We start from the raw sequence: 26,483 nt of genomic DNA, 5'->3' as shown, positions 1-26,483 counted from the left end.
TCGACGACCTCCGGCCGATCATCGCACAGGAAATCCGTCATCTACCGTGACGAACGTGCGCGAAAAATCACCCCTGACGGTCGTCGGGATCGGGGCCGACGGCTGGCCCGGCCTGTCCTCGCAGGCCAGGGAAGCGGTCCTGAACGCCGACGTGGTCGTAGGCGCTCCGCGTCAGCTCGCGTACCTGCCCGCCGGGCTGAAATCCGAGCCCTGGCCCAGCCCGCTCCTGCCCGCTCTGGACGACTTCCTCGCCGAACGCGAGGGCCGTGTCTGCGTGCTGGCCAGCGGCGATCCGCTGCTGTCCGGCATCGGCACGACACTGATCCAGCGTGGCTACGACGTCGAGGTCCTGCCCGCGCTCTCCTCGGTGACGCTCGCCCGCGCGCGGCTCGGCTGGTCGGCGGAGGAGACCGAGGTGGTGACCGTCGTCGGCCGCGCGATCGCCCGGGTGAGCCGCGCGCTCGCGCCCGGGCGGAAGATCCTCGTCCTCGGCGCGAACGCCGAAGACCTGCTCGACCTGCTCAAAACCCGCGGCTACGGCAAGAGCCGCGTCACCGCGCTGTCCGACCTCGGCGGCCCAGACGAACGCGTCGGCCCCGGCTCGCTGACCGTGTTCGCCATCGAGGCCGACGGCCCCGCGCTGCCGCTGACCGGGCTGCCGGACGACGCCTTCGAGCACGACGGCCAGCTCACCAAACGCGACCTGCGCGCGTCCGCGCTGGCCAGGCTCGCGCCGTCGCCCGGCGAACTGCTGTGGGACGTCGGCGGGGGCGCGGGCAGCGTCGGCATCGAATGGTCCCGGGTGCATCCGCTGAACCGGGCGATCGCGATCGAGCGGTCACCGGAGCGGGCCGCCCGGATCACCCGGAACGCGGACGCGCTCGGCGTCCCGGAACTCGACGTGGTGACCGGCGCGGCGCCGGAAGCCCTCGAAGGGCTGGCCACCCCGCAAGCGATCTTCATCGGCGGCGGACTGACCGTGCCCGGTGTCCTGGACGCCTGCCTGGCGACCGGCGCGCGGATCGTCGCGCACGGCGTGACCCTCGAAGCCGAACAGGCCCTGGCCCGCGCGTACGGCGAACGCGGCGGGGAACTGATCCGCGTCGCCGTCGAACAGGCCGCGCCGCTCGGCGGATTCACCGGCTGGACCCCGGCGCGAGCCGTGACCCAATGGAGCAAGTCGTGACTGTCCACTTCATCGGCGCCGGTCCGGGTGCGGCCGACCTCATCACCGTACGAGGCCGTGACCTGCTCGGCCGCTGCCGAACCTGCCTGTACCCCGGCAGCATGACCCCCACGGACCTGCTCGCCTATTGCCCGGACGACGCGGTGCTCGTCGACACCGCGAACCTCGACCTGCCCGCGATCGTCGAGCGCATGGTCGAAGCGCACGGCAAGGGCCACGAGATCGCGCGGTTGTGCTCGGGCGATCCGTCGATCTACAGCGCCGTCGCCGAGCAGATGCGCCGCCTCGACGCGGCAGGCGTTCCGTACGACGTCACGCCGGGCGTTCCCGCGTTCGCCGCCGCGGCCGCGCTGCTCAACCGCGAGCTGACCGTGCCCGAGGTCGGGCAGAGCCTGGTCATCACGCGGGCCCAGGCCCGGTCCACGGCCATGCCGCCGGGGGAAACGCTGGCGAACTTCGCGCGCACCGGCACCACGCTCGCGCTGCATCTCGCGATCAACCGCATCGAGCAGGTAGTCGACGAACTGCGGCCGTTCTACCGCGACGACTGCCCGGCCGCGGTGGTCGCGCTGGCCAGCCAGCCGGGTGAACAGGTGCTGCGCGGGACGCTCGGCACCATCGCCGCGCAGTCCCGCGAGGCCGGGATCAGTCGCGCCGCGATGATCTTCGTCGGGGAAGTCCTTGCCGCGGAAGGGTTTCCCGACAGTTTCCTGTATTCGGCCACCCGTGATCGAGCGAACCAACCGGAGTCGTTGTGAAGAGTCTTCGCTGGGGCCTGCTGGCCGCCGGGACCATCGCCGCCGAGTTCGCGGCGGGCGTCGAAGAGAGCAAGCACGGCGTGCTCGAAGCCGTCGCCGCGCGATCCGGTGACCGGGCGGCCGAGTTCGCGAGCCGTTTCGAGATCCCGAAATGCTACGGCGCCTACGAGGATCTGCTCGCCGATCCGGACGTCGACGCGATCTACATCTCGACGCCGCATCCGCTGCACGGCGAATGGGCGATCCGCGCGGCCGAGTCGGGCAAGCACATCCTGTGCGAGAAACCGCTGACGATGTCCGTCGCCGAGGCCGAGAAGGTCGTCGAAGCCGCCCGCGCGAACGACGTCTTCCTCATGGAGGCGTTCATGTACCGGCTGCATCCGCAGATCCGGCGGCTGGCCGAGCTGATCTCCTGCGGCGCCATCGGCGAGGTCCGCGCCGTGGACGTCGCCTTCAGCTACAACTTCGCCGTCCCCCGGCTCACCGATCCCGCGCTGGGCGGCGGCGGGATCTTCGACGTCGGCTGCTACTGCACGTCACTCGCGCGGCTGGTCTCGCAGGCGGCGACCGGGCAGGACGTCGTCGAGCCCGAAGAAGTGCTCGGGATGGCGAGGCTGGATGAGAACGGCGTCGACGAGGTCGCGTTCGGTCTGCTGCGGCTGCCGGGCGGGATCCTCGCGCAACTGGCCTGCGGTTTCCAGCTCACGCAGGACGATCACATCCGCGTGTACGGCTCGGACGGGCAGCTGTACGTGCCGAAACCGGCGTGGATCCACGAAATGCGCAAGCCGAAGACGTCGCGGATCGTGCTCACGCCGGAAGGCGGCGAGCCCGAGGTGATCGAAGTCGAGGCGACACAAGGCCTTTTCGCCCGCGAAGCCGACCACGTCGCGGCGCATATCGAAGACCGCCAGGCGCCTGAACTCACCTGGGCGGAGACGCTCGCGAACCTGCGCACGCTGGAACGGTGGCGCGAGGCTGTGGCCCGATGAAGCTGCTGATCCTGGGCGGCACCGGCGAAGCACGCGAGCTCGCGAAGGAGCTGGTGGCGCGCGGCGAGCACGTCGTGTCCTCACTCGCGGGCCGCGTCGCACGACCGAAGCTGCCTCACGGCGAGACCCGAGTCGGCGGTTTCGGCGGGCCGGAGGGGCTCGCGCGCTGGCTGACCGAGAACGACATCGACGCGGTGATCGACGCCACGCATCCCTTCGCCGAACGCATCGGCTCGAACGCGGCCATCGCGGCACGGGACACGGGCACACCGCTGCTCCGGCTCGCCAGGCCCGGCTGGACCGAAGAGCCCGGCGACACCTGGCACTGGGCCGACGACCTCGACCACGCCGCGCGGCTGCTCCCGGCGCTCGGCGGACGCGTGTTCCTCACCAGCGGGCGGCAGGGCCTCGCTGCCTTCGCCGGGCTGGATCTCTGGTTCCTGATCCGCTGCGTCGACCCGCCTGAGGCGCCGCTCCCCCGCCGTCACGAAATACTGCTGGACCGCGGGCCGTACACGGTGGAGAAGGAACGCGCGCTCATGGAGCGGCACGGCGTCGAGGTCCTCGTCACCAAGGACAGCGGTGGCGCGATGACCGCGGCGAAGCTCACCGCGGCCCGCGGGCTCGGCCTCCCGGTGGTCGTCGTGCGGCGGCCGGCGCGGCCGGAAACGGCCAGCGTAACGACAGTTCAGGGCGCTATAACCTGGCTTGGCGACAGGACGAAGGGCAGCCCTGCGTAAGCCGTTCGGACCAGACCCGTTAGCGTTGCGCCGATGCGTTTGATCGCTGTCACGCTGGGGTTGCTGTCCGCCTTGTGCGCATTGGCTTTCCCCTTCCTGCCGGTGGTGCAGGACACAGCGGAGGTCGTCTGGCCAACGGGCGGCGACACCCGCTCCGTCAACGCGCCCTTGACCGGGTACTGGGCGCAGGACCTGCGCGTCGACCTGCCGTGCACGACCGTCCGTTCGCTGGACGCGCGTTCGCAGGGCCAGGCGCTGTTGTTCTCCACCGTGCCCGACGGCCGCACCGACCCGCGCGCGGGCAAGGGCGTCGGCCTGCAGCTGCGCATCGACAACGGGGTGCTGCTCGCCTCCAGCCAGGGGCAGCAGATCGTGCAGCAGCCGCTTCCCGAGAACAAATGTGACGTAAAGCTGTCGGCGGACGCGAACCAGATGACGCTGACCGTCGCCGAGACCGTGGTGTTCCACGCCGAGGGCGACGTCCGGCCGCGGCTGGTCGGGATCTACTCGTCGATCAACGCGGGCAAGGACCCGATCGCCGGTCTGCACGTCTCGGTCGTCCCGGACACCCGCTACCAGACGTCGCCGACGGTGTGGAAGTGGATCATCGGCGTCATCGCGGCGCTGTCGTTCATCGGCTGCCTGATCGCGGTGTGGCGGATGGACTCCGGATTCGCCCGCCGCGCGCCGCGCTGGGCGCCGGTCGGCTGGTGGCGGCTGACCGCCCGCGACGCGACGGTGATCATCGCGCTCGGCGCGTGGGTGTTCATCGGCCCGGTCACCTCGGACGACGGCTACATCCTCACGATGTCGAGAGTGGCCGAAGAGACCGGCTACCTCACGAACTACCACCGCTGGTTCGGGGTCGCCGAAGCGCCGTTCGGCTGGTTCTACCACGTGTATCAGCTGATGGCGCACGTCAGCACGGTGCCGCCGTGGATCCGGCTCCCGTCGTTCGTGCTCGGCGTGCTGAGCTGGCTGCTGATCAGCCGCGAGGTCATGCCGCGCCTGGGCACCCAGGTCCGCACGAGCCGCGCCGCCGGCTGGGCCGCCGCCGCGGTGTTCCTGGTCTGGTGGATGCCGTTCAACAACGGGGTCCGGCCGGAACCGGTCGCCGCGCTGGGCTCGCTGCTGGCGATCTGCGCCGTCGAGCGCGCGCTGGTGACCCGCCGTCTGCTGCCGTTGTGCCTCGGGCTGACCGCGGCCGGGTTCACCCTGGCCGCGACGCCGACCGGGCTGATCGCGGTCGCGCCGTTCCTGGTCGCCGCGCGCCCGCTGTACAAACTGGTCCGCCAGCGCGCCGAGAACGGCTGGCTGCCGGTGCTCGCGCCGGTGCTGGCCGCCGGGCTGCTGGTGCTGGTCGTGGTGTTCGCCGACCAGACCTTCGCCACCGTGCAGGAGGCGACCCGGATCCGCACCCTGGTCGGCCCGAACCTGTCGTGGTTCCAGGAACTCGCGCGCTACCAGCTGCTGTTCGAAAGCCTGCCGGACGGCTCCGTGCCACGCCGGTTCCCCGTGCTGCTGGTGCTGCTGTGCACCGGGACCTGCCTGGTGGTGCTGCTGCGCCGCGGCCGGATCCCCGGCGCCGCGCTCGGCCCCAGCCGCCGCCTGATCGGCACGGTCGCGCTGTTCTTCCTGCTGCTGGCGCTGACCCCGACCAAGTGGACGCACCACTTCGGCGCGTTCGCCGCGGTCGGCGCGGCGATGGCGGCGTTGACCGCGCTGGCGACCAGTTCGACGGTGCTGCGCTCACGGCGTAACCGGGCGGCGTTCCTCGCCGGGCTGCTCGTGGTCGGCGCGCTGGCCGCGACCGGGCCCAACTCGTACTGGTTCGTCTCGAAACTCGGCGTGCAGTGGACGGCGGTGGCGCCGTCGATCGGCGGGATCCCGCTGTCGACCATCCTGCTGATCGCGGCGGCGATCTCCGGGGTGTACGCGTTCGTGGAGAACGTCCGCGCGCACCGGCCCGGCCTGCAAGCGGGACCGCAAGAAGGGCGGAGCCGGTCGCTGCGGCTCGGTTCGCTCTCGCTGGTGGTGGTCTGCGGTCTGATGGCCACGGGCGAGTTCGTCAGCATGGCGTGGGCGATCCACAACCAGCAGGGTTCCTACAGCCTCGGCGCCGCGAACTTCGGGCATCTGTTCGGCAAGAGCTGCAACCTCTCCGACCACGTGATGGTGGAACGGGACGCCGCGACCAGCATCCTGCGGGCCCAGCCCGAACAGCGGACGGTCCCGGTGAAGAAGGAGGAGCCGCCCGCCGGGCAGACCCCGCCGCCACTGCCGGATCCCGAGCAGGACAACGGCCGGGTGCAGACCGGGTTCCACACCCGCGCGATCGACGACAAGGATCCGCTGGCCGAACCGCCGCACGGCTTCAAACCCGACGAAGTCCCGATGTGGAGCAGCTTCCTCGACCCCGAGACGCGGGCCGGGCGGCTGCGCAGCGACTGGTACGCCCTCTCCGAGAAGCCGGCCGACGGCCAGATCGTGGTCGCCACCGCGGGCGCGGCCCGGCGACCGACGTCGGTCAGCCTCGACTACGGCGTGAACACCAGCGAAGGCGTGAAGGTCGTGCGCAGCCAGTTCGTGCTGCCGCCCGGCGCCGGGACCAACGGCTGGAACGACACCCGGATCAACCTGCGCGACCTCCCCGCCGAGACGACATCCGTGCGGATCAACATCGTCGACAACGACCTCACCGAGGACGGCTGGATCGCCGCGTCCGCGCCGCGCGTGCCGACGTTCACCACGCTGACCGAGAAGATCGCGGGCAAACCGGTGTACGTCGACTGGCCCGCGTCGTTCGTCTACCCGTGCGTGCAGCCGGTGACCTCGCACGACGGCATCTCGAAGATGCCCGAGTACCGGATCACCGCCGGCGCCGTCGCCGACGAGGCGAACTGGGCGTCCAGCACCAACGGCGGCCCGATCGGCTGGCTCGAAGAGGTCGCGGCCGAACCCGAGGTGCCCAGCTACCTGATCGGCCAGCCGAGCCAGTCCTGGGGCCAGCTGCTGCAGGTCGAACCGTTCACCGAGGGGATCGCGCCGACGATCGTCCACGGCGAGAAGGTCGTCCCCGGCTGGTGGTCCCCCGGCCCCGGACCGCGGCAGCCGAACGGCAAGGACCCGACCCGCTAGCCGTCACTCGCGTGATTGAGCCCGTAACACGCGTGATTGGGGCCGGAACTCACGAGTTCCGGCCCCAATCACGCGAGTGCGCTGTCTGATCACGCGAGTTACGCGTTCAGGCCCGCCAACGCGGGCGGCAGCGGAGCCTCGTGAAGGACGCCGAGGCGCTGCGTAGCGCGCGTCAGCGCCACATAGAGCTCAGCGGCACCTCGCGGTCCGTCGGCCAGGATCCGCTCGGGGTCCACGACGAGGACGGCGTCGTACTCGAGCCCCTTCGTCTCCGACGCGGGCACCGTGCCCGGCACGCCGGGCGGCCCGATCACGACACTCGTGCCTTCACGCCCGGCTTCGTCCTTGACGAACTCTTCGATGGCACCGGCCAGCGATTCCGCGTCGACCTGCCGTGCCCACGGCCGGACACCGTTGGACCGCACCGATTCCGGCGCCCGGACCTCGGGCGCGAACTCGGCGAGCACCGACGCGGCGACAGCCATGATCTCGGCCGGGGTGCGGTAGTTCACCGTCAGCGAGCGGTACACCCAGCGCCCCGGCACGTACGGCTTCAGCATCGCGTCCCACGAACGCGCTCCGGCCTCGGAGCGGCGCTGCGCCAGATCGCCGACGACGGTGAACGACCGGTTGGGACAGCGCCGCATCAGCACCCGCCAGTCCATTTCGGACAGTTCCTGCGCCTCGTCGACCACGACGTGCCGGTACGTCCAGTCCCGGTCCGCGGAGGCACGCTCGACGAGGCTGCGCGTGTCGTGCTCGACGAACCGGTCGGCGAGTTCGTCGGCGAAGAGCAGGTTCTCCGCCGACAGCATGACGTCCTCGTCCATCTCCTCGCGGTCGAGCTTCATCGTGTCGAACACGCCTTCGGCGTACTCGGCCTCGGCCTTCTTCTCCCGCGCGAGCGCCATCTCGGCGGCCTTGTCCTCCGCCTTGTCGCGGCCGAGCAGGTCGACGAGTTCGTCGAGCAGCGGCGTGTCCGACACCGTCCATGCCTCGCCGTCGGCGCGCAGCAACGCCTGGTCGGCCCCCGCCGCGCGAAGCCGCTCCGAGGACGACAGCAGCGTCCCCAGCAGACTTTCGGGCGTCAGGATCGGCCAGAGCGCGTCGAGCGCGGCGGTGAAGGTCTCGCTCTCCGCCAGTTCCTTCAGCAGGTCCTTCCGCAGCCGCTCCCATTCGTCGCGGTCGTCCCGGCTGAGCCAGCCGCGGCCGATCCGCGCGATCGCCCGCTCGGTCAGCACGTAGGTGACGATGTCGGTGAACGTCCCGCGCGCCTCGTTGTGCGGCAGGCCGCTCTTGCGTGCCTCGTCACGGGCCCATTCCGCGGTCTCGGCGTCGATCCGCACGGTGACGTCGGCGAGGTCGATCAACACCGGCTCCTCGGGCAGCCGCTGACGATCGGCGACGGCGGCCTTGAGGACGTCCAGCATCTTCAACGAACCCTTGAGCCGCGTGACCTCCGGCCCGTCCTCGGCGGTGACGTGCTTGCCGGGCACGAAATCGCCGGTGGTCATGAACACCACATCGGTCTCGCCCAGCGACGGCAGGACACGGCCGATGTGGTGCAGGAACGCCGGATTCGGTCCGACCACGAGCACGCCGTGGCGCTCCATCCGCTCGCGCTGCGTGTAGAGCAGGTACGCGACGCGGTGCAGCGCGACCACGGTCTTCCCGGTCCCCGGCCCGCCCTCGATCACCAGTACCCCGGGGTGCTCGTGCCGGATGATCTCGTCCTGTTCGGACTGGATCGTCGCGACGATGTCCCGCATCCCCTCGCCACGCGGCGCGTTGACGGCCGCGAGCAGCGCCGCGTCACCCTCCGCGTCGCCGCCGGGGCGGCCGAACACCTCGTCGGTGAACCCGAGCACCTCACGGCCGTGCGTGTGGAACTGGCGGCGACGGCGCATCTTCTCCGGCGTCGCGGCGGTCGCGGTGTAGAACGGGCGCGCCGCCGGCGCCCGCCAGTCGAGCAGCACCGGTTCGTAGTCGTTCTCCTCGTCGAAGAGACCGATGCGGCCGATGTACGAGGTCTCCCCCGCGAGGCTGTCGAGCCTGCCGAAGCACAGCCCGTTGTCGACGACGTCCAGCCGACGCGACTCCCTGGCCAGCGCGCGCACCTCGACGTCACGTTCCATCGCCGTCCCGCCGGTTCCGCCCAGCGCGGCCTGGTACTCCCCCTTCACCCGCGCGCGTTCGGCGTCCAGGCGCGTGTAGAGCCCGGCGACGTACTCGCGTTCGGACCGGAGCTCTTCTTCATGACCCTGAGTTGACACAGACTCCCATTTCGCCAGGTTTCGGCTACGGCGAGTGAGTCTGAGGCATCACCGGGGTCTTGTGGCAAGTCCCCCCATGCGCTATATGTTTATTACGGAGGAAGTTGCTCCGTCTACTTCTTGGCCCGGTCGGGCCCTGTATCCACGCAAGTCGACGTGTCGCGAAAGCCACTTTCGCGACGTTTGAGGCGGGGGCGCGAGTCGGCCCAGACGGTAGCGAAGGTCTCCTTCCCTACTCTGAAGGTAGCGAAGGAGTCCTTCGCAACGCTGCCGATGCGGCTTTGCTGAGCCCCATGCCCTGGACACGTCGCGAAAGCCACCTTCGCGACGTGTGATGTCCCGAAAGTGGCTTTCGCGACGCTCGGCCCACTGTCCTTTAGGGACAGTTCCGGAACTTGCTCATCCGCACGGTGGCGCGTATTCGAGCCCCGGAAAGTACTTCTCCCACTCTTCCCGCGTGATCCTCGGCGTCGCCAGCTCGCAGATCTCCTCCGCAACGCGCGCAGTATCCGTCTGCCACAGCTGGACACCGCTGCTCCCGATCGCGAGCGTATGCCCGTCGTCCCGGTACGCCAGCGAGTTGACCGTCGCCGCGAAGCCGGTGAGCTGCGTCGTCTCCACCGGTTTCCGCGGATCGGCCACGTCCCAGACGCGCACCGTCCGGAACGCCGACGCCGCCAGTTCCCGGCCGTCCGGACCGAACGCGAGCGGCCCGACTCCTTCGGCGTGCCCGCCCAATTTCGCGAGCCGCGCGACGTGCGCGCGATCGGTGATGTCCCACAGGTAGACGTTCCGGTCGCTGCTGCCCGCGGCGACCGTGCGGCCGTCGGGGCTGAGCGCCATCTTGAACACCGTGCCGCCGTCGGGCCGCAGGGTCGACACCAGGCTGGGCCGCTGGGGATCGGCGACGTCCCACAGGGTCACCGCGGACGAGTCCGGCCCCTGGCTCGCCACGAGCGTCCGCCCGTCCGGGGTGAACGCGAGCGACCACACGGTGCCGTCGCCGACCGGCAGATCCCGCGGCCCGGTGAACCGCCGGGGGTCGCTGACGTCCCAGAGCGTGATCGGTCCGTCGTCGCGGCCGGAGGCGAAGGTCTTCCCGTCCGGGCTGAAGGCGAGCGAGTAGGTCGGCAGGACCTCGGTCGACGCCAGCAGTTTCGGCGCCGTCGGATCGCCGATGTCCCAGCGCTGGAGCACGAAGGTCCCGGCCACCCCGGCACCGGCGTGCGCCGCCAGCGCGAGACTCCGCCGGTCCGGGCTCACCGCGACCGCGGTGACGGTCGCGGGCCCGGGCAGCTTCGAAAGCTGCCTCGGCGCACGGAGATCGTCCATCGCCCAGAGCCGCACGTCGTCCCCCGCGGTGACGAGGATGCGCCCCTGTTCGAGGAAGGTGCCGACGTTCCAGCCCGCGCTCGACGCCAGCGCGAGTTCCCCGACGTCCTGCAGCCGGACGGTGCGGTCGGCGCTGGTGGACACGATGGTCTTGCCGTCCGGGGAGAACGCGGTCCACCAGATGGCGTTCGTGTGCCCGGACAGCGGCGGCAGCTCCTTCGCCGGCCCCGTGACGTCCCAAAGACGCACCGACTGGTCGTCCCCCGCGGTCACCACGAGCCTGCCGCTCGGGCTGAACCCGGCCGCCCAGACCACGGCCGGGGTGGTCAACGTCGACAAGGACCGCGGCGCCGCCGGATCGGCGACGTCCCACAGCCTCGCGGTGCGATCCCAGCTGGTGGTGAGCAGCCGCCTGCCGTCGGGGCTCCACGACGGCGTGAGCTGAAGATCCTTGTGTCCGGAAAGGACGGAGCGCCGCCGTGGCGCGGACGGGGTGGTGACGTCCCAGAGCTCCGCCGTCCAGTTCGTGTTCGTGACCGCGAGCAGCGTGCCGTCGGGGCTCAGGACGGCGCGTTCGAGCTGTTCGGCCGGGATCCCGCCGAGCGGTTTCGGCGCGCCGAGGTCGCCGACGTCGGTGAGCCGGACCGTCCGGTCCACCGAGCCGCTGACGAGCAGGCGGCCGTCCTGGCCGAAGTCGAGGGAGAGCAGGACGTCCCGATGCCCCGTGACATCCGCTTTCCGCACCGGACGCCGCGGATCGGTCAGATCCCAGAGCCGGACCCGATGATCCCGGGTGGCCGTCGCCAGCGCGTGCCCGTCGCGGCTGAACGCCAGCGGTCCGCGGACCTCCTCCGATCCGGGCAGCGTCGCCAGGAGTTCCGGATGCCGCGAATCGGCGATGGACCACACCTGCGTCGCCCGGTAGGAGTCGGAGGTGATCATGAGCTGCCCGCTCAGCGCGACGGTGACGTCGCCGGGGTCGAAGGTCATCCGCGTGGCGAACGGCGCCGCCATGGCGGTGAGCAGGCCGTCGTGGGTCTCCTGGATCGGCGCGAGCCGGTACGCGGCGAGACTGAGCTGGGTCGACAAGGCCGGGTTGGACTCCCGCAACGTCTTCGCCTCGACGACGGCCTTGCGCGCGAGCGCCTCGTTCCGCTGTTCGGTGGCGGTCCGCCCGGCGTCGACGGCGTACCCGACGGCGACACCCGCCAGGAGCAACAGGACGCCGAGGAGCGCGACGAGTCTTCGCAGCCTCCGCGTCCGTTTGCGGCCGACGGCGGTCTCCTCGGCTTCGGCGTCGAGCCCGGCCTGAAGGAACGTCCGCTCGCGCGCGCTCAGCGCGTCCGGCTCCCGCTCCGCCCATTCGGCCGCGAGACCCAGCCGCGTGCCGCGATAAAGACTGCCCTTGTCGCGATCCAGCGACTCCCACAGCTCGGTCGCCTCGGCCAGCTGCCGATGCAGGCGATGCCCTTCGCGGTCCTCCGCGAGCCAGTCGCGCAGCCGCGGCCAGCCGCGGATCAAGGCCTCGTGGGCGATCTCGACGCCGTCCCGGTCGAGGACGAGCAGGCGCGCGTCGGCGAGGCGCTCGAGAACCTCCGTCGTCGCAGGATCGTCGTCGAGTTCGCGCCGGTTGAGACGGCGCTTCGTGTCTTCGGTGCCTTCGCCGAGCGCGGTCAGGCGCAGGAAGATCTGCCGCACGACGCGCTGCCGGTCCGGCTCCAGATCCGTGTAGACCGTCTCCGCGGTCCGTGCGATCGCGTTGAGGATCCCGCCCGCCGCCTCGTACGCCGCGCTGGTCAGCGTGATCCCTTGACGCCGCCGCCACGTCTCCAGCAACGCGTGCGAGACCAGCGGCAGCATCGCCGGCTGGCCGGTGGCGTCGGCGACGAGCGTCGTGACCAGCGCCGCCTCGACCCGGCACCCCGCGCGGACGGCCGGTTCGACGATCGCGGTCCGGAGTTCGTCGGCGGTCATCGGGCCCACCATCACCTGCGCGTCGGTGAGCGCCTCGACCAGACCGGCGTGACGGCAGAGGTGACCGTAGAAATCCGCGCGGACACCGAGGACGACCCGCGTGCCGTGCTCGTCGCGGGCGAGCGCGACCAGCGCGTCGATGAACTTCTCGCGTTCGATCCGGTCGCCGCAGAGCGTGTAGACCTCCTCGAACTGGTCGACGATCAGCAACCGTCCCTCGGCGTCGAGGTCCTCGTCGAGTGGATGCGCCCCTGGCGTGCGAAGGACGACGGGGCGTTCGCTCACCGGCGCCAGCCCTGCCCGCAGGACGGACGACTTCCCCGAGCCCGACGCGCCGAAGACGCCGACGAGCCGTCGTTCCGCGAGTTTGCCGGTCAGATCGGCGACCAGCCGCTCGCGGCCGAAGAAGCGGTCGGCGTCGGCCGTCTGGAACGCGGCCAGCCCGAGGTACGGGAGTTCGGTTTCGTCGCGTTCGCCGGAGGCCGCGGCGAGCCCGGCGGCGACCGCGCGCCACCGTTCCTCCCACGCCGCGACGTCACCTCCGCACGCGGCGACGTACGCCGTCGTCACCGCGAGTCCGGGCAGCTTCCGTCCGCCCGCGGCTTCGGAAAGCGCGGCGGCCGAGTAACCCGCGCGGGCCGAAAGCTCGCGGTACGTCGGCCCGCCGGCCTTCTCGCGAAGCAGGCGAAGATCCGCCGCGAAGCTCACGACGACGTCGTCACCCGGCCCCAGCGGGCGCTCGCGTCTCGGCACCAGGCCCCCCTGATCGTCGAACCGTTACCGATTGGACATTGTTCACCGAAAACGGCCCGACACTGTACAAAAGTTCTGCGCTACAACCGATGGCGTGCCGATTCGAACCCATGCGGTGACCGTGGTCTTCGCGGGCGTGCCCGAACCGCCCGCGTCCTCGGAGCTGGAGGTGGTCGCCCATACCCCCGACGAACGTGAAGCGGTCTGGCACGCCAGGGCGCTGCGGCCGGACGTCCTCGTCCTGTCCGTCCACCCGCCCGCGCTCGACGGGCTCGCCGTGACACGCGAGGTGTCGTCCCGCGTACCGGACACCGCCGTGCTGGTGCTGACCCCGCCCGGCGACGGCGAACTCGTGGTCGCCGCGATGCTCGCGGGCGCGCGCGGCGTCCTGTCCCGCGGCGCGGGCCCCGACGATCTGATCCGCTTCATCCGCGGGGTCGCGGCGGGCGCGGTCGTGTTCGGCGAGCGCGCCGCGGACGGGCTCTACGGCCTGCTCTCCGCTTCACAGCCGATGCGGGCGTTCCCGCGGCTGACCCCACGCGAACACGAGGTGCTCGACCATCTGGCCGGCGGGCTGACGATCCCGGACGTCGCGCGCCGGCTGGGGCTCGCGCCCAAGACCGTGCGCAACGTCGTCACCTCGATCCAGGCCAAGGCCGGCACGGACGACCGGGAGGTGCTGCTCGCCCAAGCCCGGAACGCCGGGCTCGGCCGTCACTCGTAAGTGCGAGGTGTCCAGACGACGCCGTTCTCGGCGCGGGTCTTCGACGAGCCGACGATCAGCAGGCAGCGCATGTCCACACTGGCCGGATCGAGGGTGCCGAGGGTGACCACGCGGACGTCCTCCTCGGGGCCGCCGACGTCGCGGGCGACGACCACCGGCGTCTCCGGCGCGCGGTGCCGGAGCAGGACGTCGCGGGCCTGCGCGAGCTGCGTGGTCCGCGTGCGGGACGCCGGGTTGTACAGCGCGAGCACGAGATCCGCCGCACCCGCCGCGTCGAGCCGTCGTTCGATGATCTCCCACGGCTTGAGCCGGTCGGAGAGCGAAAGCACGCAGTAGTCGTGGCCCAGCGGCGCGCCGACCCGGGACGCGGCCGCCTGCGCGGCGGTCACGCCCGGCACGATCCGCACCCGTGCGCCCGCGCCGTGTCCGGCCGCGACCTGCTCCAGTACGGCCGACGCCATCGCGAACACGCCGGGATCGCCCGACGAGACCACCGCGACCTTGGCCCCGCCGGCGGCCAGTTCGAGCGCTTCGACGGCGCGTTCGGCCTCGACGCGGTTGCCCGACGCGTGCCGCTGCTGACCCGCGCGCTGCGGCACCCGCGCGACGTAGGGGCCGTAGCCGACGATGTGCTCCGCCGCGGCCAGTTCCGCGGTCGCCTCGGGGGTCAGCCACTCCGGACCCGCCGGGCCGAGGCCGACGACCACGACCTCCCCGCCGGTGTGCGCTTCCACCTCGCGGGTGACTTCGGGTTCGTCGGCGAGCCGCGACGCGTAGGCCGGGCTGGGCAGCAGCGCCAGCGAGAAGTACGGCACCGACTCCGGATCGACGTCGGCGAACGGCTCGACGCGCTGTGCCTGCCAGGTCGCCCGTTCGACGTAGAAGGCGTCGTCCAGTTTCCCGGCTTCGGCCAGTGCCTCGCGGACGTTGCCGAACGTGCGGCCGAGTTTGAGCACCGCCGCGGCCTGCGTGTCGGCCAGACGTCGCGCGAGCTCCGGGGCGGGCAGCGTGCCGGGCAGGATCGTGAGGACCTCGTCGCGCTGCACCAGCGGGCGGCCGAGCACCGACGACGCCGCGCTGACCGACGTCACGCCCGGCACCACGGTCGCCTCGTAGCGGTCGGCGAGGCGTTCGTGCATGTACATGTAGGAGCCGTAGAAGAACGGGTCGCCTTCGCAGAGCACGACCACGTCGCGTCCGGCGTCGAGGTGTTCGGCGAGCCGTTTCGCGCTCAGCTCGTAGAAGTCGGCGATGGCGCCTTCGTAGCCGCCGGGGTGGTCGGTGGTCTCGGTCGTGACCGGGTAGACCAGCTTCTCCTCGATCTGGCCGTCCCGCAGGTACGGCTCGGCGACCGAACGCGCGATGCTCCGGCCGTGCCGCGCGCTGTGATAGGCGATGACGTCGGCCTCGCCGATCAGGCGCGCGGCCTTGACGGTCATCAGCTCGGGGTCACCCGGTCCGAGCCCGACACCCCAGAGTTTTCCGAGCCCGCTCATTCGACCTCACTCGCCATCGCGTTGATCGCGGCGACGGCCATCGCGCTGCCGCCACGTCGTCCGTGCACCACCAGGTACGGGGCCGGTGCCCGTTTCGCGAGCTCCACTTTGGACTCGGCGGCGCCGATGAAGCCCACCGGGACCCCGATGATCGCCGCCGGGGCACCGACGCCCTCTTCCAGCAGTTCCAGCAGGCGGAACAGCGCGGTGGGCGCGTTGCCGATCGCCACCACGGAACCGGGCAGCTTGTCGCGCCACAGCTCCAGCGCGGCCGCGGACCGGGTGGTGCCCATCCGCTCGGCCAGCCCGGGCACCTTCGGATCGGACAGCGTGCACAGCACCTCGTTGGCGGCAGGCAAACGTTTGCGGGTCACCCCGGAGGCGATCATGTTCGCGTCGCACAGGATCGGCGCGCCCGCTTCGAGTGCGGCACGGCCGGATTCCACCACGTCCAGGCTGTAGCGCAGATCGTCGACCAGGTCGACCATCCCGCAGGCGTGGATCATCCGCACGGCCAGCACCGCCACGTCGTCGGGCAGGATCGCGAGATCCGCCTCCTCACGGATGGTGGCGAACGAATGCCGGTAGATCTCGGCCCCGTCCCGGATGTAGTCGATCACTGTGTCCCTTTCTCCGCCAACGTCCTCGCCAGCTCGCCGACCGGGACGAACGCCCCGTCGACCAGATAACCGTCCTCCGTCGCGAGCACGTCGACGTGCTCGCGCGCGGGTTTGCCGCAGCGCCGTTCACAACCGGCGAAATGGGCTCGCGGCGTCCGCCCGACCCGCGCCGCGTCGGCCCGCACGTCGGCGAGCGACTTGGCACAGCCCGGCTGCCCGATGCAGGCGCTGACCCCGAGCGACGGCGCGTCCGGATCGGTGATCAGCCCCGTGTCCGCGGCCAAGGGACCGAGCACCAGGATCGATCGCCACGGCGTGACCACGGCGTTCCCGGCGTTCGCGATCGCGCGCGCCTGAGCCGAGGTGAGCCTGCCGAAGACCGGGGCGACCCCGATCGCGTCGCCGATCGGCCCGATCGGGAGGCCCGGGTTCACCTCGAACCGCCGCGGCTCCGTCGTTTCGCCCGGGACGCCCCTGAGCAGCGGCTCGACGTCGGCGAGTTCGCTGATCCGCCAGGCCGTCCCCCTCGTGCGCAGGAACGCGCGCGCGAGGGCGAGCAGCGTCTCGACGGCGTGCTCGGCGGGGACGCGCAGGCCGGTGTCCTCGCCCGCGAGCAGTACGGCGCCGTCGCGCCAGCAGACGTCGGCGCCCTCACCGGCGACGTCGCCCTGGCCGCCGTCGAAGGCGAAAAGGAAACGTCCCGGGAGTTCGGCCAGCTCCGGGACGGCACACAAGGCCTCGTCGAGTTCCCGAGCGAGCTTTTGCGCGGTCTCGCTCAGCGGTGAGGCGAGGATGTTGCGGACGCGTTCGTGCGACGGCGAAGGCAGGAGCCCGGCCGCGGCGAGCCTGCCCGCGAGCCCCGGCCGGGTGACGCCGCGCAGCTGCACGTTGCCGCGGGAGGTCAGGTGGAGGGCGCCGTCACCGAGGTCTTCGGCGGCGTCGGCGAGCGCCCTGAACTGAGCTGCCGAGATGGCGCCGCCGGGTAGCCGGATCCGGGCGAGCGGACCGTCGGCCGCGTCGTGCGTGGCGAAAACACCAGGGCACGCGTCGGCTCGGACACGTGCGCTCGTGGACATGCGCTCACTGTAGATGGCCGATTCCACCGAGAGTATGTCTCAGATCATATGTAGTAGGTGTGCTACATTCGATCGCAGCACTGAGATGGGGGTGACCAAATGAGAGATCCACACGACGTGATGATCTCCGTCAAAGATCTCCGGATGCGGTACGGCACGAACGACGTCCTCCACGGCGTCGACTTCACCGCCCACCGCGGCGAGGTGATCTGCCTGCTCGGCCCGAACGGGGCGGGCAAGACCACGACGATCGAGATCCTCGAAGGCTTCCGGATGCGGTCGGAGGGCGAGGTCAGCGTGCTGGGCGTCGACCCGGCGCACGCCGACGAGAACTGGAGGGCGCGGCTGGGGGTCGTCCTCCAGGCCTGGCGTGACCACGCGAAATGGCGGGTGCGCGAGCTGCTGGAGCACCTGGGCGGCTACTACGCGCCGTACTCCACGGATCGCATCAGGCGGCCGTGGGATCCGGACGAACTGGTCGCCGCGGTCGGCCTGACCGCGCACGCGGACAAGAAGGTCCGGATGCTCTCGGGCGGACAGCGGCGACGGCTCGACGTCGCGATCGGCATCGTCGGCCGCCCGGAACTGCTGTTCCTCGACGAGCCGACCGCCGGACTGGACCCGGAGGCGCGGCGCGAGTTCCACGAACTCGTGCACCGGCTGACCGATGACGACGACACGACGATCCTGCTGACCACGCACGACCTCGACGAGGCCGAGAAGCTGGCCGACCGGATCCTGATCCTGAACCACGGCCGCATCGTGGCCGACGGTTCGGCCGACGCGCTGAGCAGGCAGATCGCCGGCGAGGCCGAGGTGCGCTGGACGCTGGACGGCCAGCGGTTCGTGCACTCCACGACCGAATCGACTAAGTACGTGCACGAACTGTTCAAACAGCACGGGGACGCCATCGGCGATCTGGAGGTCCGGCGGGCGTCGCTCGAAGACACGTACATGACCCTGGTCCGCAAGGCCGAATCCCTGGAGGCGGTGGGCGCGCGATGAACACGATCCAGCACAGTGTCCGGCTGGGCTTCCGGCGCGGCTGGCTCGAGGCCCGCCAGATGATGACCAACTGGGAAGACCTTTTCAACACCTTCCTCTACCCGGCGATCTTCGTGATCGTCATGTTCTTCATGCGCGACGCGAAATTGCCGGGCATGGAGTTCTCGCTCGGCGCCGCCACCGTGCCGAGCGTGCTGGGCGCGTCGATCGTGTTCACCGGCATGCTCGGGATGGCGGGAGTCCTCGCCGTCGAACGTGAGGACGGCACGCTCCTGCGCGCCAAGGCCACCCCGAACGGGATGATCGGCTACCTCGTCGGCAAGGTCGTCACGGTGTCGATGAGCACCGTCATCGGCATGCTGCTGGTACTGATCCCCAGCCTGATCCTGTTCGACGGCATCGCGCCCGGCGGGCTGACGTCGTGGCTGGGCCTGCTGTGGGTGCTGGTGCTCGGCCTGCTCGCCACCATGCCGATCGGCGCGATCTTCGGCTCGCTGACCTCGAACGCGCGCAGCATCGGACTGATCATGCTGCCGACACTGGGGATCGGCGCGATCTCGGGGATCTTCTACCCGATCACCGCGCTGCCGGAATGGCTGCAGTACCTCGGGCAGGTGTTCCCGATGTACTGGCTCGGCCTCGGCATGCGGTCGGCGCTGCTGCCGGACTCGACGGTGGCCATCGAGATCGGCCAGTCCTGGCGGCCTTGGGAGACCCTCGGCGTGCTGTCGGTGTGGGCCGTGATCGGATTGACGCTGGCCCCGGTCGTCCTGCGGCGCATGGCGCGGCGCGAGTCCGGGTCCTCGGTGGCGGCACGACGGGAAAAGGCGATGCAGCGAATTGGCTAGCTCATGAGCGAGGTCGTTTACAACCGGATCGCGATGTTGCGGGCGGAACGGGGCATTTCCCGCCGCGAACTCGCCGATGCGCTGGGCGTGCACTACCAGACCATCGGCTACCTCGAACGCGGCGAGTACAGCCCGAGCCTCTACCTCGCCCTGCGGATCGCGGAGTTCTTCGAGGTGGCGGTGGAGATCATCTTCTCCACCGCCCCTTTCCCGCGGATCGGGGACTCTTCGTCGGAGCGGTCGGCGTGAGCCTGCTGGAGCGGGCGCACGCGCACGCGGTCCGGCTGGGGCGCGATCGCATCGGGGGCGAGGAACTTCTGCTCGCCGTCTTCGACGACGGCGTCGGACACGCTCTCCCGGATGCTTTGGGGATCTCTCGCGATGTCCTTGTGGGGCAACTGGAGAAAGCTCCTTCGTCGCCTGCCGCCGGGACCGTCGACGGTTATCCGGTCACGACCGAAGTCCTTGACGTGCCGCGGTCCTCGGGTTTGGTGGAGCTGGTCGTCGGCCTGCTGGCCGCCGGGGGCGGAGCGGCTCGCGTCCTGGGCGAACACGGGGTGACCGAGGAGCGGGTGCGGGAGGCTTATGCGCGGATCTGGGCTCCCTTTCTGGATGAGAACGCCGTCTGGGGAAGTTCCGTTGCGTGCCGCCCTGCGGATCCGCCCGCTGAGATCGAGGCGCTGACTTCCGAGATCGCCGAATATCGGCGACGCAAGGAAGTGGCCGTCGATGCGCAGGAGTACGCCCAGGCTGGCCTCATCCGCGACAAGGAGAAAGAGGTCGAGCGGCGGCGATCCGTGCTCATCCGGGAATGGGCGGCCACCGTCGATCCGGTGGATCTGGCCGAGGCGGTCGTTTCGCTGCGGGCCGAGGTCGCCGCCCTTCGCCGCATTTAGCCGACTAATTGCGTGGGGTTCCTCGCATTTAGTCGACTAAATGCGAGGGTTGCCCAGGGTGATTCGGCGTTGTCGACTGCTTCACCCTTCAGTGTTGTCGGCGCGAGTTGGCTTGTTGCTTAAAATTACGAACACAAGTTCGATTTCTTCGGGTATTATGGAGGGGTGTCCGAGACCTTTCTCCCCGAGTTGCCGCAGGAGTTGTGGCGCGCTGGCAAGCTGGAGCTTGCGCATGGTGTGCAGCAGTCGTTGCAGGTGATCCGGATAGCGACCGCCTGCTTAGGGCGGTTCCTGGCGGAGATCGAGTCTCGTGGCGTCAAAGACTTGTACGGGCACGGCAGCACGGCGAGCTGGTTCGCGGAGATTGCGGGGTTGTCTCGGGGCGAGGCGGGTGCGGTGGTGAAGCGGGCGATCGCGTTGAATCCGACGCGGGCTTTGGATGGCACGGAGGTTCCGCCGGTCGCTCCCGCCACCGCTGCGGTCGCCGCTCAGGGATTGGTCGGGGATGAACGGATCGATCAGATCCTGGAGATCTTGAAACGGCTCCCTGCCGATACTTCTGCCGAGGATCGGGAGAGCGCGGAGAAGATCCTGGCCGAGCTTGCCCCGAACGCCGGACCCCGCCAACTCGCCAACGCCGAAGCGAAACTGCAGGACTGGCTCAACCCCGACGGAAACGAACCCAAAGACCCCGAACCCAAAGAACCACGCCGCGAAATCACCCTGGAACGCCGCAAAGACGGGTTCTGGAAACTCACCGGCCTCCTGGACGACGAGACCGGGGCCCGCACCGCCGCCGCCCTGGAAGCACACGCCCAGCCACGGCCAGTGGACGAGTTCGGCCAGGCGGATCTGCGGATGAAGTGCGAACGCATGGGAGACGCCTGGGCCGAGTTGCTCGATCTGGCGATCGCCTGCCCCGACCAGCCCGGGACCAGCGGCTACCGGACCCTCGTCCACGTCACCATCGGACTCGAGGAACTCAAATCCGGCCTCGGCACCGCCTGCCTCGACTACGTGGGAACGATGACCGCCCGCGAAGCCCGGCTCGCGGCCTGCGATTGCCTCATGCTGCCAGTGGTCATGGGTGCCTCAGGTGAACCTCTGGATATGGGACGCCTCCGAAGATTCGTCACCCCAGGCCAAAGACGTGCACTCAACATCCGCGATGGTGGCTGCGCATTCCCCGGGTGTCACCGGAAACCTAAGAACTGCCACGCCCACCACATTCACCACTGGGCAGACGGCGGACCAACTGATCTCCGGAACCTAGTCCTCCTGTGTGGCTTCCATCATCGCCTGATTCACCACGGTGACTGGCAAGTCCGGATGGCCGCTGACGGCCTACCGGAGTTCATTCCACCCCAATACCGGGACCCACTCCGAAAACCCCGACGCAACACCCTGCACCACGTCTGAACCCCGAAGAGCCCGTCGGCCACGCCGGCGACGGGCCCTTCGTCATGCCCGCAGTCGGCGACTGTGTGGGTTTCGGGACATCTGACGTCCCAAAACCCACACAGTCCATCACCACTGGACCAGTCACGACCTACCCGCCGCACGGCAACAGCCGCCAAGCCAACATGAAGACCTCCTCATCCGTCCTTAACGGACGATTCAGAAGCGAGTCACAAGCTCATCACCGTGACCGCCTACACCTACACGACCAGCCCACAGAGAAAACCCACCAACCCCGGAAAACCCAAGCACACCAAGGCATGGCTGATCCCCACAGCAGCCATCCCGGCGCTGAGCACCGCGCTCGTACCCGGCGGACCGGGATGGCAGGGCGCACTGGTCCTGGCCGTCTTCGCCGCGGCAGTGGGCGCCTGGATCCTGACCAGCCTGGACGACACCTGGATCGCGCTGGCGGCGGTGGCCGTCCTCGCCGTGGCAGGGGTGCTGGCGCCCGCCGACCTGTTCGCCACCCTCGGCGCGGATCTGGTGTGGCTGCTGATCGCGGCGTTCGTGCTGGCGGCGGGGCTGACCGCTTCAGGACTGGTCGACCGGTTCGTGGCCGTGGTCCCGGCGCGGGCGCGATCGGTGCGCGGGCTGGCGCATCTGTCGACGGTCGCGGTGGTGGTCTCGTCGCTGGTGGTCCCCTCGACGTCGGGGCGGGCGGCGCTGGCCGTGCCGGTGTTCACCGCCTTGGCGAGCGCACTCCCGCGGATGGTCAAGGCGCTCTCGGTGCTGTTCCCGACGGTGGTGCTGCTGTCGGCGGTCTCGACGCTCATCGGCGCGGGCGCGCATCTGGTGGCCGACCAGCTCCTGCGTGAAGCGACCGGCGACGGCATCGGCTTCCTGCGCTGGCTGTTGCTCGGCCTGCCGCTGGCGGTGGTCTCGTCCCATCTCGCGGCCGAGGTCGTCTTGCGGTTGTTCACCACCCGCGAAGACCGTCGTGAGCGGTTCGACCTGCGCTCCAGGTTCCCCACGCGAGGACCGTGGACCCGGACGGAACGGTTCGCGGCGGTCACCATCGGGGCCGTATTGGTGCTGTGGTGCACCGAGCCGTGGCACGGACTACCGCCCGCGCTGGTCGGGCTCGTCGGCGCTTTGGCGATGTGCGTGCCACCGCATCGGGTCACCACGGGTACGGCCCTGAAGAGCGTGCCGTGGTCGTTGCTGCTCTTCACCGCCGCGACGGCCGCGCTGGGCGGCGCGCTGGTGGGGTCGGGCGCGGCGGCGTGGGTGGCGGACGTGGCCTTGAGTCCCGTCCGGGGTGCGCCGGCGTGGGTGGTGCTGGCGGCGGTGATCGTGGTGAGCACGGCCGCGCATCTGGCGGTGCAGTCCCGCTCGGCGCGGTCTTCGGTGCTGGTGCCGGTGGTGATCCCGCTCGCGGCGGCCACCGGGCTGGCCCCGGCCGCGGCGGTGTTCGCCTCCACCGCGGCGGCGGGGTTCTGCCACACCCTCACCTCGTCCGCGAAACCCGTCGCCCTCTTCTCCGACATCGACGGCGTGCCGACCTATTCGTCCCGCGACCTGCTCCGGCTTTCGAAAGTGCTCGCGCCGCTGCACGTGGTCGTCGTCGCCGTCTTCGCCTTGCTCGTCTGGCCGCGCCTCGGCCTCTCGCTCATCCCGTGAACCACCAGGAGGAAGTCATGCGGATCGTCGTCGCCCCCAGTGGGTTCAAGGAAAGTCTCGGTGCCGAAGCCGCCGCCGACGCCATCGCCGAGGGCGTGCTGCGGGTCGTCCCGTTCGCGGAGATCGACCGCGTCCCGCTCGTGGACGGCGGCGAGGGGTCGGCCGCGGCCCTGGCCGGGAGCACCGGCGGGAAGATCGTGGACACCGTCGTCACCGGTCCGGTCGGGCTGCCGGTGCGCTCCCATTTCGCGATCCTCGGCGACGGGTCGACGGCGGTGGTCGAGATGGCAGCGGCCGCGGGGCTTCGCCTGGTGCCCGCCGATCGGCGCGATCCCGGGCGCACCACCAGCCGGGGCGTCGGCGAGCTGATGATCGCCGCGCTCGACTCGGGTTGTTCGTCGGTGCTCGTCGGGTGTGGCGATTCCGGCGTGTCCGACGGCGGGGCCGGGGCGCTCCAGGCGCTGGGTGCCCGGGTGCTCGATCGCGCCGGTCAGGAGGTGGGGCCCGGCGGGGCGGAGCTGGCGCGGGCCCGGCACATCGACGTGTCCGGACTCGATCCGAGACTCGCGGGCACCGAACTCCGGCTGGCGGTCAACCCGCACAACGTCCTGTGCGGCCCCCGCGGCGTCGCCAGGGTGTTCGGCCCGCAGAAGGGCGCCACTCCCGAGCAGGTGGAGCGGCTGTCGGCGGCGCTCGACAACTGGGCCGACGTCCTGCGCCGCGATCTGGGCGCCGACGTCGCGCTCGTCCCCGGATCGGGTGCTTCCGGCGGTCTCGGCGCGGGGCTGTGCGCGGCGCTGGGAGCCCGGCTGCTGCCACGCTTCGAGGTGCTGCTGGACCACGTCGACCTCGACACGCGACTGGCGGCGGCCGATCTCGTGGTCACCGCCGAGGGCACGATCGACGCCCAGACCCCGCACGGGAAGGTGCCCGCCGAGGTCGCGCGCCGGGCCAAGGCGCACGGCAAGCCGGTGGTCGCGCTCGCCGGGCGGATCGGCATGGACGCCGACACCACCTACGCGGTCGGCATCGACGCCTTCCAGGCCATCCAGCCCGGTCCGGTGGATCTGGACGAGGCGATCCTGCGCGGCGCGGAGTTCCTCACCGACGCCGCCGAACGGTTGCTGCGGATGGTGCTGGTCGGCACCCGCCTGTCCGCGCCCGTTATGTGAAGATTCCTTCATCTTGTCCTCATCTTCGCCACATCGACGACCGGAAGGGTGGAGCCATGGCCCGTTCGCCGCGTATCGCCCTGCTCATCGCCGCCGTGGCACTCCCGCTCGGTGCGGCCGCGGTCACCTGGGCATGGCCGGAGCCGCCCGCACCGCAGGCGCCGATCGAGGTGAAACTGAAGGAACATCCGACGTCGACCACCCAGCCCCCTCCGCCGAGCAGTTCCACGCCGGTGGTCGTGCCACCGCCCCCGGTGGTCCCGCCCGGCGACGACCAGGACGACGACGGTGCCGACGACGACTGAAACCAGGATGCGGGCGATCCCCGCGCGCGTCCGGATCATGGGCTGGCTGCTGCTGCTCGTCGCCGTGGTGACGGTGTCGACGACGCTGGTCACGTACAACCTGTTGCTGCGTGAGGTCGACAGCGACGTCAACGCCGCGCTCGAGCAGGAGGCCGCCGAACTCGGCCAGGTGCTGGCCGAGGGGGTGGACCGCGCCACCGGGCAGCCGTTCCCGGACGTGCGGTCCGCGCTTTCGGCGCATCTGCGCCGCCAGTACGTCGACGACGACGAAGTGGTGCTGGCCTGGACGCCGTCATCCGGGCCGATCCTGCAGGACCGCGAGGAACCGTTCCGGCTGGGCGAGAGCCCGGCGGTGCTGGATCCGATCCTCGCCGACCCGGCGCGCAGCGGCAGCGTCGAGACCCCCGCCGGGGAGATGCGCTGGATCCGGGTCGACGCGTCCGGCACCCGAGAGGGTGACCGCGGTTCGTTCGTCGTCGGTTACTTCGTGGACCGCGACCGCGCCGAGATCGCCACCACCGTGCGGACCCTGCTGTTCGTCGGGCTGCTGGGGCTCGTCCTGGCCGGGGCCGCGGCGTGGCTGGTCGCCGGGCAGATCCTCGCCCCGGTGCGGCTGGTGCGCCGCGCCGCCGCCGAGATCACCGAACACGACCTGACCCGCCGCATCCCGGTGGACGGCCGTGACGACGTCGCCGCGCTCGCCGAACAGTTCAACGCCATGCTCGACCGGCTCGACCTCGCGTTCGCCACCCAGCGGCGCTTCCTCGACGACGCCGGCCACGAACTGCGGACACCCATCACGATCGTGCTCGGCCATCTCGAACTGCTCGACGACGACCCGGTCGCGCGGGCCGAGGCGATCCGGCTGTGCGTCGACGAACTGGACCGGATGAACCGCATCGTCGGCGATCTCCTGCTGCTGGCGAAGGCCGAGCAGCCCGACTTCGTCACCCTGGCTCCCACCGACGTCACCGAGCTGACCAGCGATCTTTACGCCAAGGTCCGCACCATCGGCGATCGGCGCTGGCGGCTGGAGGCGCTCGGCGAGGGCCAGGTGCCGCTCGACGAGCAGCGCACGACCCAGGCCGTGGTGCAGCTGGCCCAGAACGCCGTCCAGCACACCGAAGACGGCGACGAGGTCCTGATCGGCTCGGCCGTCACCGAGGACACCGTGTCGTTCTGGGTGGCCGACCACGGCCCGGGAGTGCCGAGGGAGGACGCCGAGAAGATCTTCCAGCGGTTCAACCGGGGGCCGTCGGGCGGCCATCGGAGCGGGGCCGGGCTCGGGCTGGCGATCGTGCGCGCCATCGCCGAGGCGCAGCACGGCCTGGTGCGCCTGGAATCCGCGCCGGGGCACGGTGCCCGGTTCACCATCGAAATCCCGGTCCGTTCAGCCGAAGGAGGCACGCCGTGGCCCGTATCCTGATCGCCGAAGACGAGGAGCGCATCGCCTCGTTCGTCCGCAAAGGGCTCATCGCCAACGGCTTCACCACCACAGTCGTCGCGGACGGTGAGCAGGCCCTCCAGTACGCCCTCGGTGACGGCTACGACCTGCTGGTACTCGACCTCGGCCTGCCCTCCCGCGACGGCCTGTCCGTGCTGCGGACGCTGCGCGAACACCACAACACCACCCCGGTGGTGATCCTCACCGCGCACGATTCGCCGCAGACCACCCTGGCCGGGCTGGAGGGCGGCGCCGACGACTACATGGCCAAACCGTTCCGCTTCGACGAGCTGCTGGCCAGGATCCGGCTCCGCCTGCGCCGCACCGAACTCGTCGCCGAGACCACGGTGCTGCACGCGGGCCCGCTGTCGCTGGATCTGCGCACGCGCCGCGCGGACGTCGACGGCACCGGCGTCGACCTGACCTCGCGCGAGTTCGCCCTGCTGGAGCTGTTCATCCGGCACCAGGGCCAGGTGCTGACCCGTGAGCAGATCCTCTCCCACGTGTGGGGGTACGACTTCGACCCGGGCTCCAACATCGTCGACGTCTACGTCCGCACCTTGCGCCGCAAGATCGGGGCGGGCCACATCCGCACCGCACGCGGGATGGGGTACGCGTTCGACCCCGGTCACACATCACCTTGACTCCCGCCGGAGCGCACCGGAGAGTG

At 70.6% G+C, this 26,483-nt stretch carries 21 protein-coding genes; 16 read left to right on the top strand and 5 right to left on the bottom strand.

The features are described from left to right. Window positions 1-46: 46 nt before the first annotated feature. Genes ED92_RS36850 through ED92_RS36830 form a run of 5 tightly spaced genes read left to right on the top strand, consistent with a single transcriptional unit; the run spans window position 47 to window position 6,814 of the window. Window positions 47-1,186 (top strand): bifunctional cobalt-precorrin-7 (C(5))-methyltransferase/cobalt-precorrin-6B (C(15))-methyltransferase, encoded by a 1,140-nt coding sequence (locus ED92_RS36850; protein WP_037346659.1) that lies wholly within the window; start codon window positions 47-49, stop codon window positions 1,184-1,186. Beyond that, window positions 1,183-1,944 carry a precorrin-4 C(11)-methyltransferase gene (gene cobM / locus ED92_RS36845; RefSeq protein WP_037346658.1) on the top strand — a complete coding sequence of 254 codons (762 nt, stop codon included), beginning with the start codon at window positions 1,183-1,185 and terminating at the stop codon, window positions 1,942-1,944. The genes ED92_RS36850 and cobM overlap by 4 nt, the downstream gene beginning before the upstream one ends. Next, a complete protein-coding gene (locus ED92_RS36840; RefSeq protein ID WP_037346656.1) occupies window positions 1,941-2,936 on the top strand; it encodes a Gfo/Idh/MocA family protein in 996 nt (331 codons plus the stop codon). The genes cobM and ED92_RS36840 overlap by 4 nt, the downstream gene beginning before the upstream one ends. Then, on the top strand, window positions 2,933-3,676 hold the full coding sequence (locus tag ED92_RS36835) for a cobalt-precorrin-6A reductase (RefSeq protein WP_037346654.1): 744 nt from the start codon (window positions 2,933-2,935) through the stop codon (window positions 3,674-3,676). Before ED92_RS36840 ends, ED92_RS36835 begins: the two co-directional genes overlap by 4 nt. Before the next feature lie 33 nt (window positions 3,677-3,709). Continuing rightward, a complete protein-coding gene (locus ED92_RS36830; RefSeq protein WP_081976016.1) occupies window positions 3,710-6,814 on the top strand; it encodes an arabinosyltransferase domain-containing protein in 3,105 nt (1,034 codons plus the stop codon). Between the two features lie 98 nt (window positions 6,815-6,912). Here ED92_RS36830 and helR read toward each other — a convergent pair whose 3' ends face one another. Next, complete coding sequence (gene helR / locus ED92_RS36825; protein ID WP_037346653.1) at window positions 6,913-9,087, bottom strand: RNA polymerase recycling motor ATPase HelR; 2,175 nt, start codon at window positions 9,085-9,087, stop codon at window positions 6,913-6,915. Window positions 9,088-9,486: 399 nt separating this feature from the next. Continuing rightward, complete coding sequence (locus ED92_RS36820; protein ID WP_052121096.1) at window positions 9,487-13,146, bottom strand: NACHT and WD repeat domain-containing protein; 3,660 nt, start codon at window positions 13,144-13,146, stop codon at window positions 9,487-9,489. A 94-nt stretch (window positions 13,147-13,240) separates the two neighbouring features. On the opposite strand from ED92_RS36820, the gene ED92_RS36815 reads away from it, so the two are divergent. Further along, a complete protein-coding gene (locus ED92_RS36815; protein ID WP_235213469.1) occupies window positions 13,241-13,870 on the top strand; it encodes a response regulator transcription factor in 630 nt (209 codons plus the stop codon). Here the strand turns inward: ED92_RS36815 and ED92_RS36810 are convergent. From ED92_RS36810 to ED92_RS36800, 3 genes are read right to left on the bottom strand one after another with little or no spacing between them, the layout of a single operon-like run. After that, complete coding sequence (locus tag ED92_RS36810) at window positions 13,861-15,366, bottom strand: precorrin-2 C(20)-methyltransferase (protein ID WP_037346649.1); 1,506 nt, start codon at window positions 15,364-15,366, stop codon at window positions 13,861-13,863. The two genes, ED92_RS36815 and ED92_RS36810, sit on opposite strands and share 10 nt — an antisense overlap. Then, complete coding sequence (locus ED92_RS36805) at window positions 15,363-15,986, bottom strand: precorrin-8X methylmutase (protein ID WP_016332061.1); 624 nt, start codon at window positions 15,984-15,986, stop codon at window positions 15,363-15,365. Before ED92_RS36805 ends, ED92_RS36810 begins: the two co-directional genes overlap by 4 nt. Next, entirely contained in the window at window positions 15,983-17,062 is a 1,080-nt protein-coding gene (locus ED92_RS36800; RefSeq protein WP_037346648.1) for a precorrin-3B synthase, read from the bottom strand. Before ED92_RS36800 ends, ED92_RS36805 begins: the two co-directional genes overlap by 4 nt. 99 nt (window positions 17,063-17,161) lie before the next feature. On the opposite strand from ED92_RS36800, the gene ED92_RS36795 reads away from it, so the two are divergent. The 10 genes from ED92_RS36795 to ED92_RS36750 all read left to right on the top strand — a co-directional run bounded on the left by ED92_RS36795 (window position 17,162) and on the right by ED92_RS36750 (window position 26,457). After that, on the top strand, window positions 17,162-18,067 hold the full coding sequence (locus ED92_RS36795; protein ID WP_037346647.1) for an ABC transporter ATP-binding protein: 906 nt from the start codon (window positions 17,162-17,164) through the stop codon (window positions 18,065-18,067). Further along, entirely contained in the window at window positions 18,064-18,915 is an 852-nt protein-coding gene (locus tag ED92_RS36790) for an ABC transporter permease (RefSeq protein ID WP_037346645.1), read from the top strand. The genes ED92_RS36795 and ED92_RS36790 overlap by 4 nt, the downstream gene beginning before the upstream one ends. Window positions 18,916-18,918: 3 nt before the next feature. After that, window positions 18,919-19,164: a helix-turn-helix transcriptional regulator gene (locus ED92_RS36785; RefSeq protein ID WP_005162705.1), complete on the top strand. Its 246-nt coding sequence runs from the start codon at window positions 18,919-18,921 to the stop codon at window positions 19,162-19,164. Further along, window positions 19,161-19,811 (top strand): Clp protease N-terminal domain-containing protein, encoded by a 651-nt coding sequence (locus ED92_RS36780; protein ID WP_037346643.1) that lies wholly within the window; start codon window positions 19,161-19,163, stop codon window positions 19,809-19,811. The genes ED92_RS36785 and ED92_RS36780 overlap by 4 nt, the downstream gene beginning before the upstream one ends. A 165-nt stretch (window positions 19,812-19,976) precedes the next feature. Next, window positions 19,977-21,230: an HNH endonuclease signature motif containing protein gene (locus ED92_RS36775; protein WP_037346641.1), complete on the top strand. Its 1,254-nt coding sequence runs from the start codon at window positions 19,977-19,979 to the stop codon at window positions 21,228-21,230. A 225-nt stretch (window positions 21,231-21,455) separates the two neighbouring features. After that, complete coding sequence (locus ED92_RS36770; protein ID WP_037346640.1) at window positions 21,456-22,892, top strand: SLC13 family permease; 1,437 nt, start codon at window positions 21,456-21,458, stop codon at window positions 22,890-22,892. A 17-nt stretch (window positions 22,893-22,909) separates the two neighbouring features. Continuing rightward, window positions 22,910-24,064, top strand: a complete 1,155-nt coding sequence (locus tag ED92_RS36765) for a glycerate kinase (RefSeq protein WP_037346638.1) — start codon at window positions 22,910-22,912, stop codon at window positions 24,062-24,064. Window positions 24,065-24,120: 56 nt separating this feature from the next. After that, window positions 24,121-24,369 (top strand): hypothetical protein, encoded by a 249-nt coding sequence (locus ED92_RS36760; RefSeq protein WP_037346637.1) that lies wholly within the window; start codon window positions 24,121-24,123, stop codon window positions 24,367-24,369. Beyond that, window positions 24,353-25,795, top strand: a complete 1,443-nt coding sequence (locus ED92_RS36755) for a HAMP domain-containing sensor histidine kinase (protein WP_235213468.1) — start codon at window positions 24,353-24,355, stop codon at window positions 25,793-25,795. Before ED92_RS36760 ends, ED92_RS36755 begins: the two co-directional genes overlap by 17 nt. Continuing rightward, complete coding sequence (locus tag ED92_RS36750) at window positions 25,780-26,457, top strand: response regulator transcription factor (RefSeq protein ID WP_037346635.1); 678 nt, start codon at window positions 25,780-25,782, stop codon at window positions 26,455-26,457. Before ED92_RS36755 ends, ED92_RS36750 begins: the two co-directional genes overlap by 16 nt. The last annotated feature ends 26 nt before the right edge of the window (window positions 26,458-26,483 follow it).

The organism is Amycolatopsis sp. MJM2582, assembly GCF_000754115.1.
In the GTDB taxonomy this organism is placed as follows: domain Bacteria; phylum Actinomycetota; class Actinomycetes; order Mycobacteriales; family Pseudonocardiaceae; genus Amycolatopsis; species Amycolatopsis japonica.
This window is presented reverse-complemented; position numbering and strand designations above follow the sequence as displayed.

What these genes read in the sequence shown, in the direction of transcription:
- ED92_RS36795 (WP_037346647.1), top strand. Translation starts at nt 17,162, where the DNA reads ATGAGAGATCCACACGACGTGATGATCTCCGTCAAAGATCTCCGGATG.
- ED92_RS36760 (WP_037346637.1), top strand. Translation starts at nt 24,121, where the DNA reads ATGGCCCGTTCGCCGCGTATCGCCCTGCTCATCGCCGCCGTGGCACTC.
- ED92_RS36790 (WP_037346645.1), top strand. Translation starts at nt 18,064, where the DNA reads ATGAACACGATCCAGCACAGTGTCCGGCTGGGCTTCCGGCGCGGCTGG.
- ED92_RS36785 (WP_005162705.1), top strand. Translation starts at nt 18,919, where the DNA reads ATGAGCGAGGTCGTTTACAACCGGATCGCGATGTTGCGGGCGGAACGG.
- ED92_RS36830 (WP_081976016.1), top strand. Translation starts at nt 3,710, where the DNA reads ATGCGTTTGATCGCTGTCACGCTGGGGTTGCTGTCCGCCTTGTGCGCA.
- ED92_RS36835 (WP_037346654.1), top strand. Translation starts at nt 2,933, where the DNA reads ATGAAGCTGCTGATCCTGGGCGGCACCGGCGAAGCACGCGAGCTCGCG.
- ED92_RS36765 (WP_037346638.1), top strand. Translation starts at nt 22,910, where the DNA reads ATGCGGATCGTCGTCGCCCCCAGTGGGTTCAAGGAAAGTCTCGGTGCC.
- ED92_RS36810 (WP_037346649.1), bottom strand. Translation starts at nt 15,366, where the DNA reads ATGAGCGGGCTCGGAAAACTCTGGGGTGTCGGGCTCGGACCGGGTGAC.
- ED92_RS36800 (WP_037346648.1), bottom strand. Translation starts at nt 17,062, where the DNA reads ATGTCCACGAGCGCACGTGTCCGAGCCGACGCGTGCCCTGGTGTTTTC.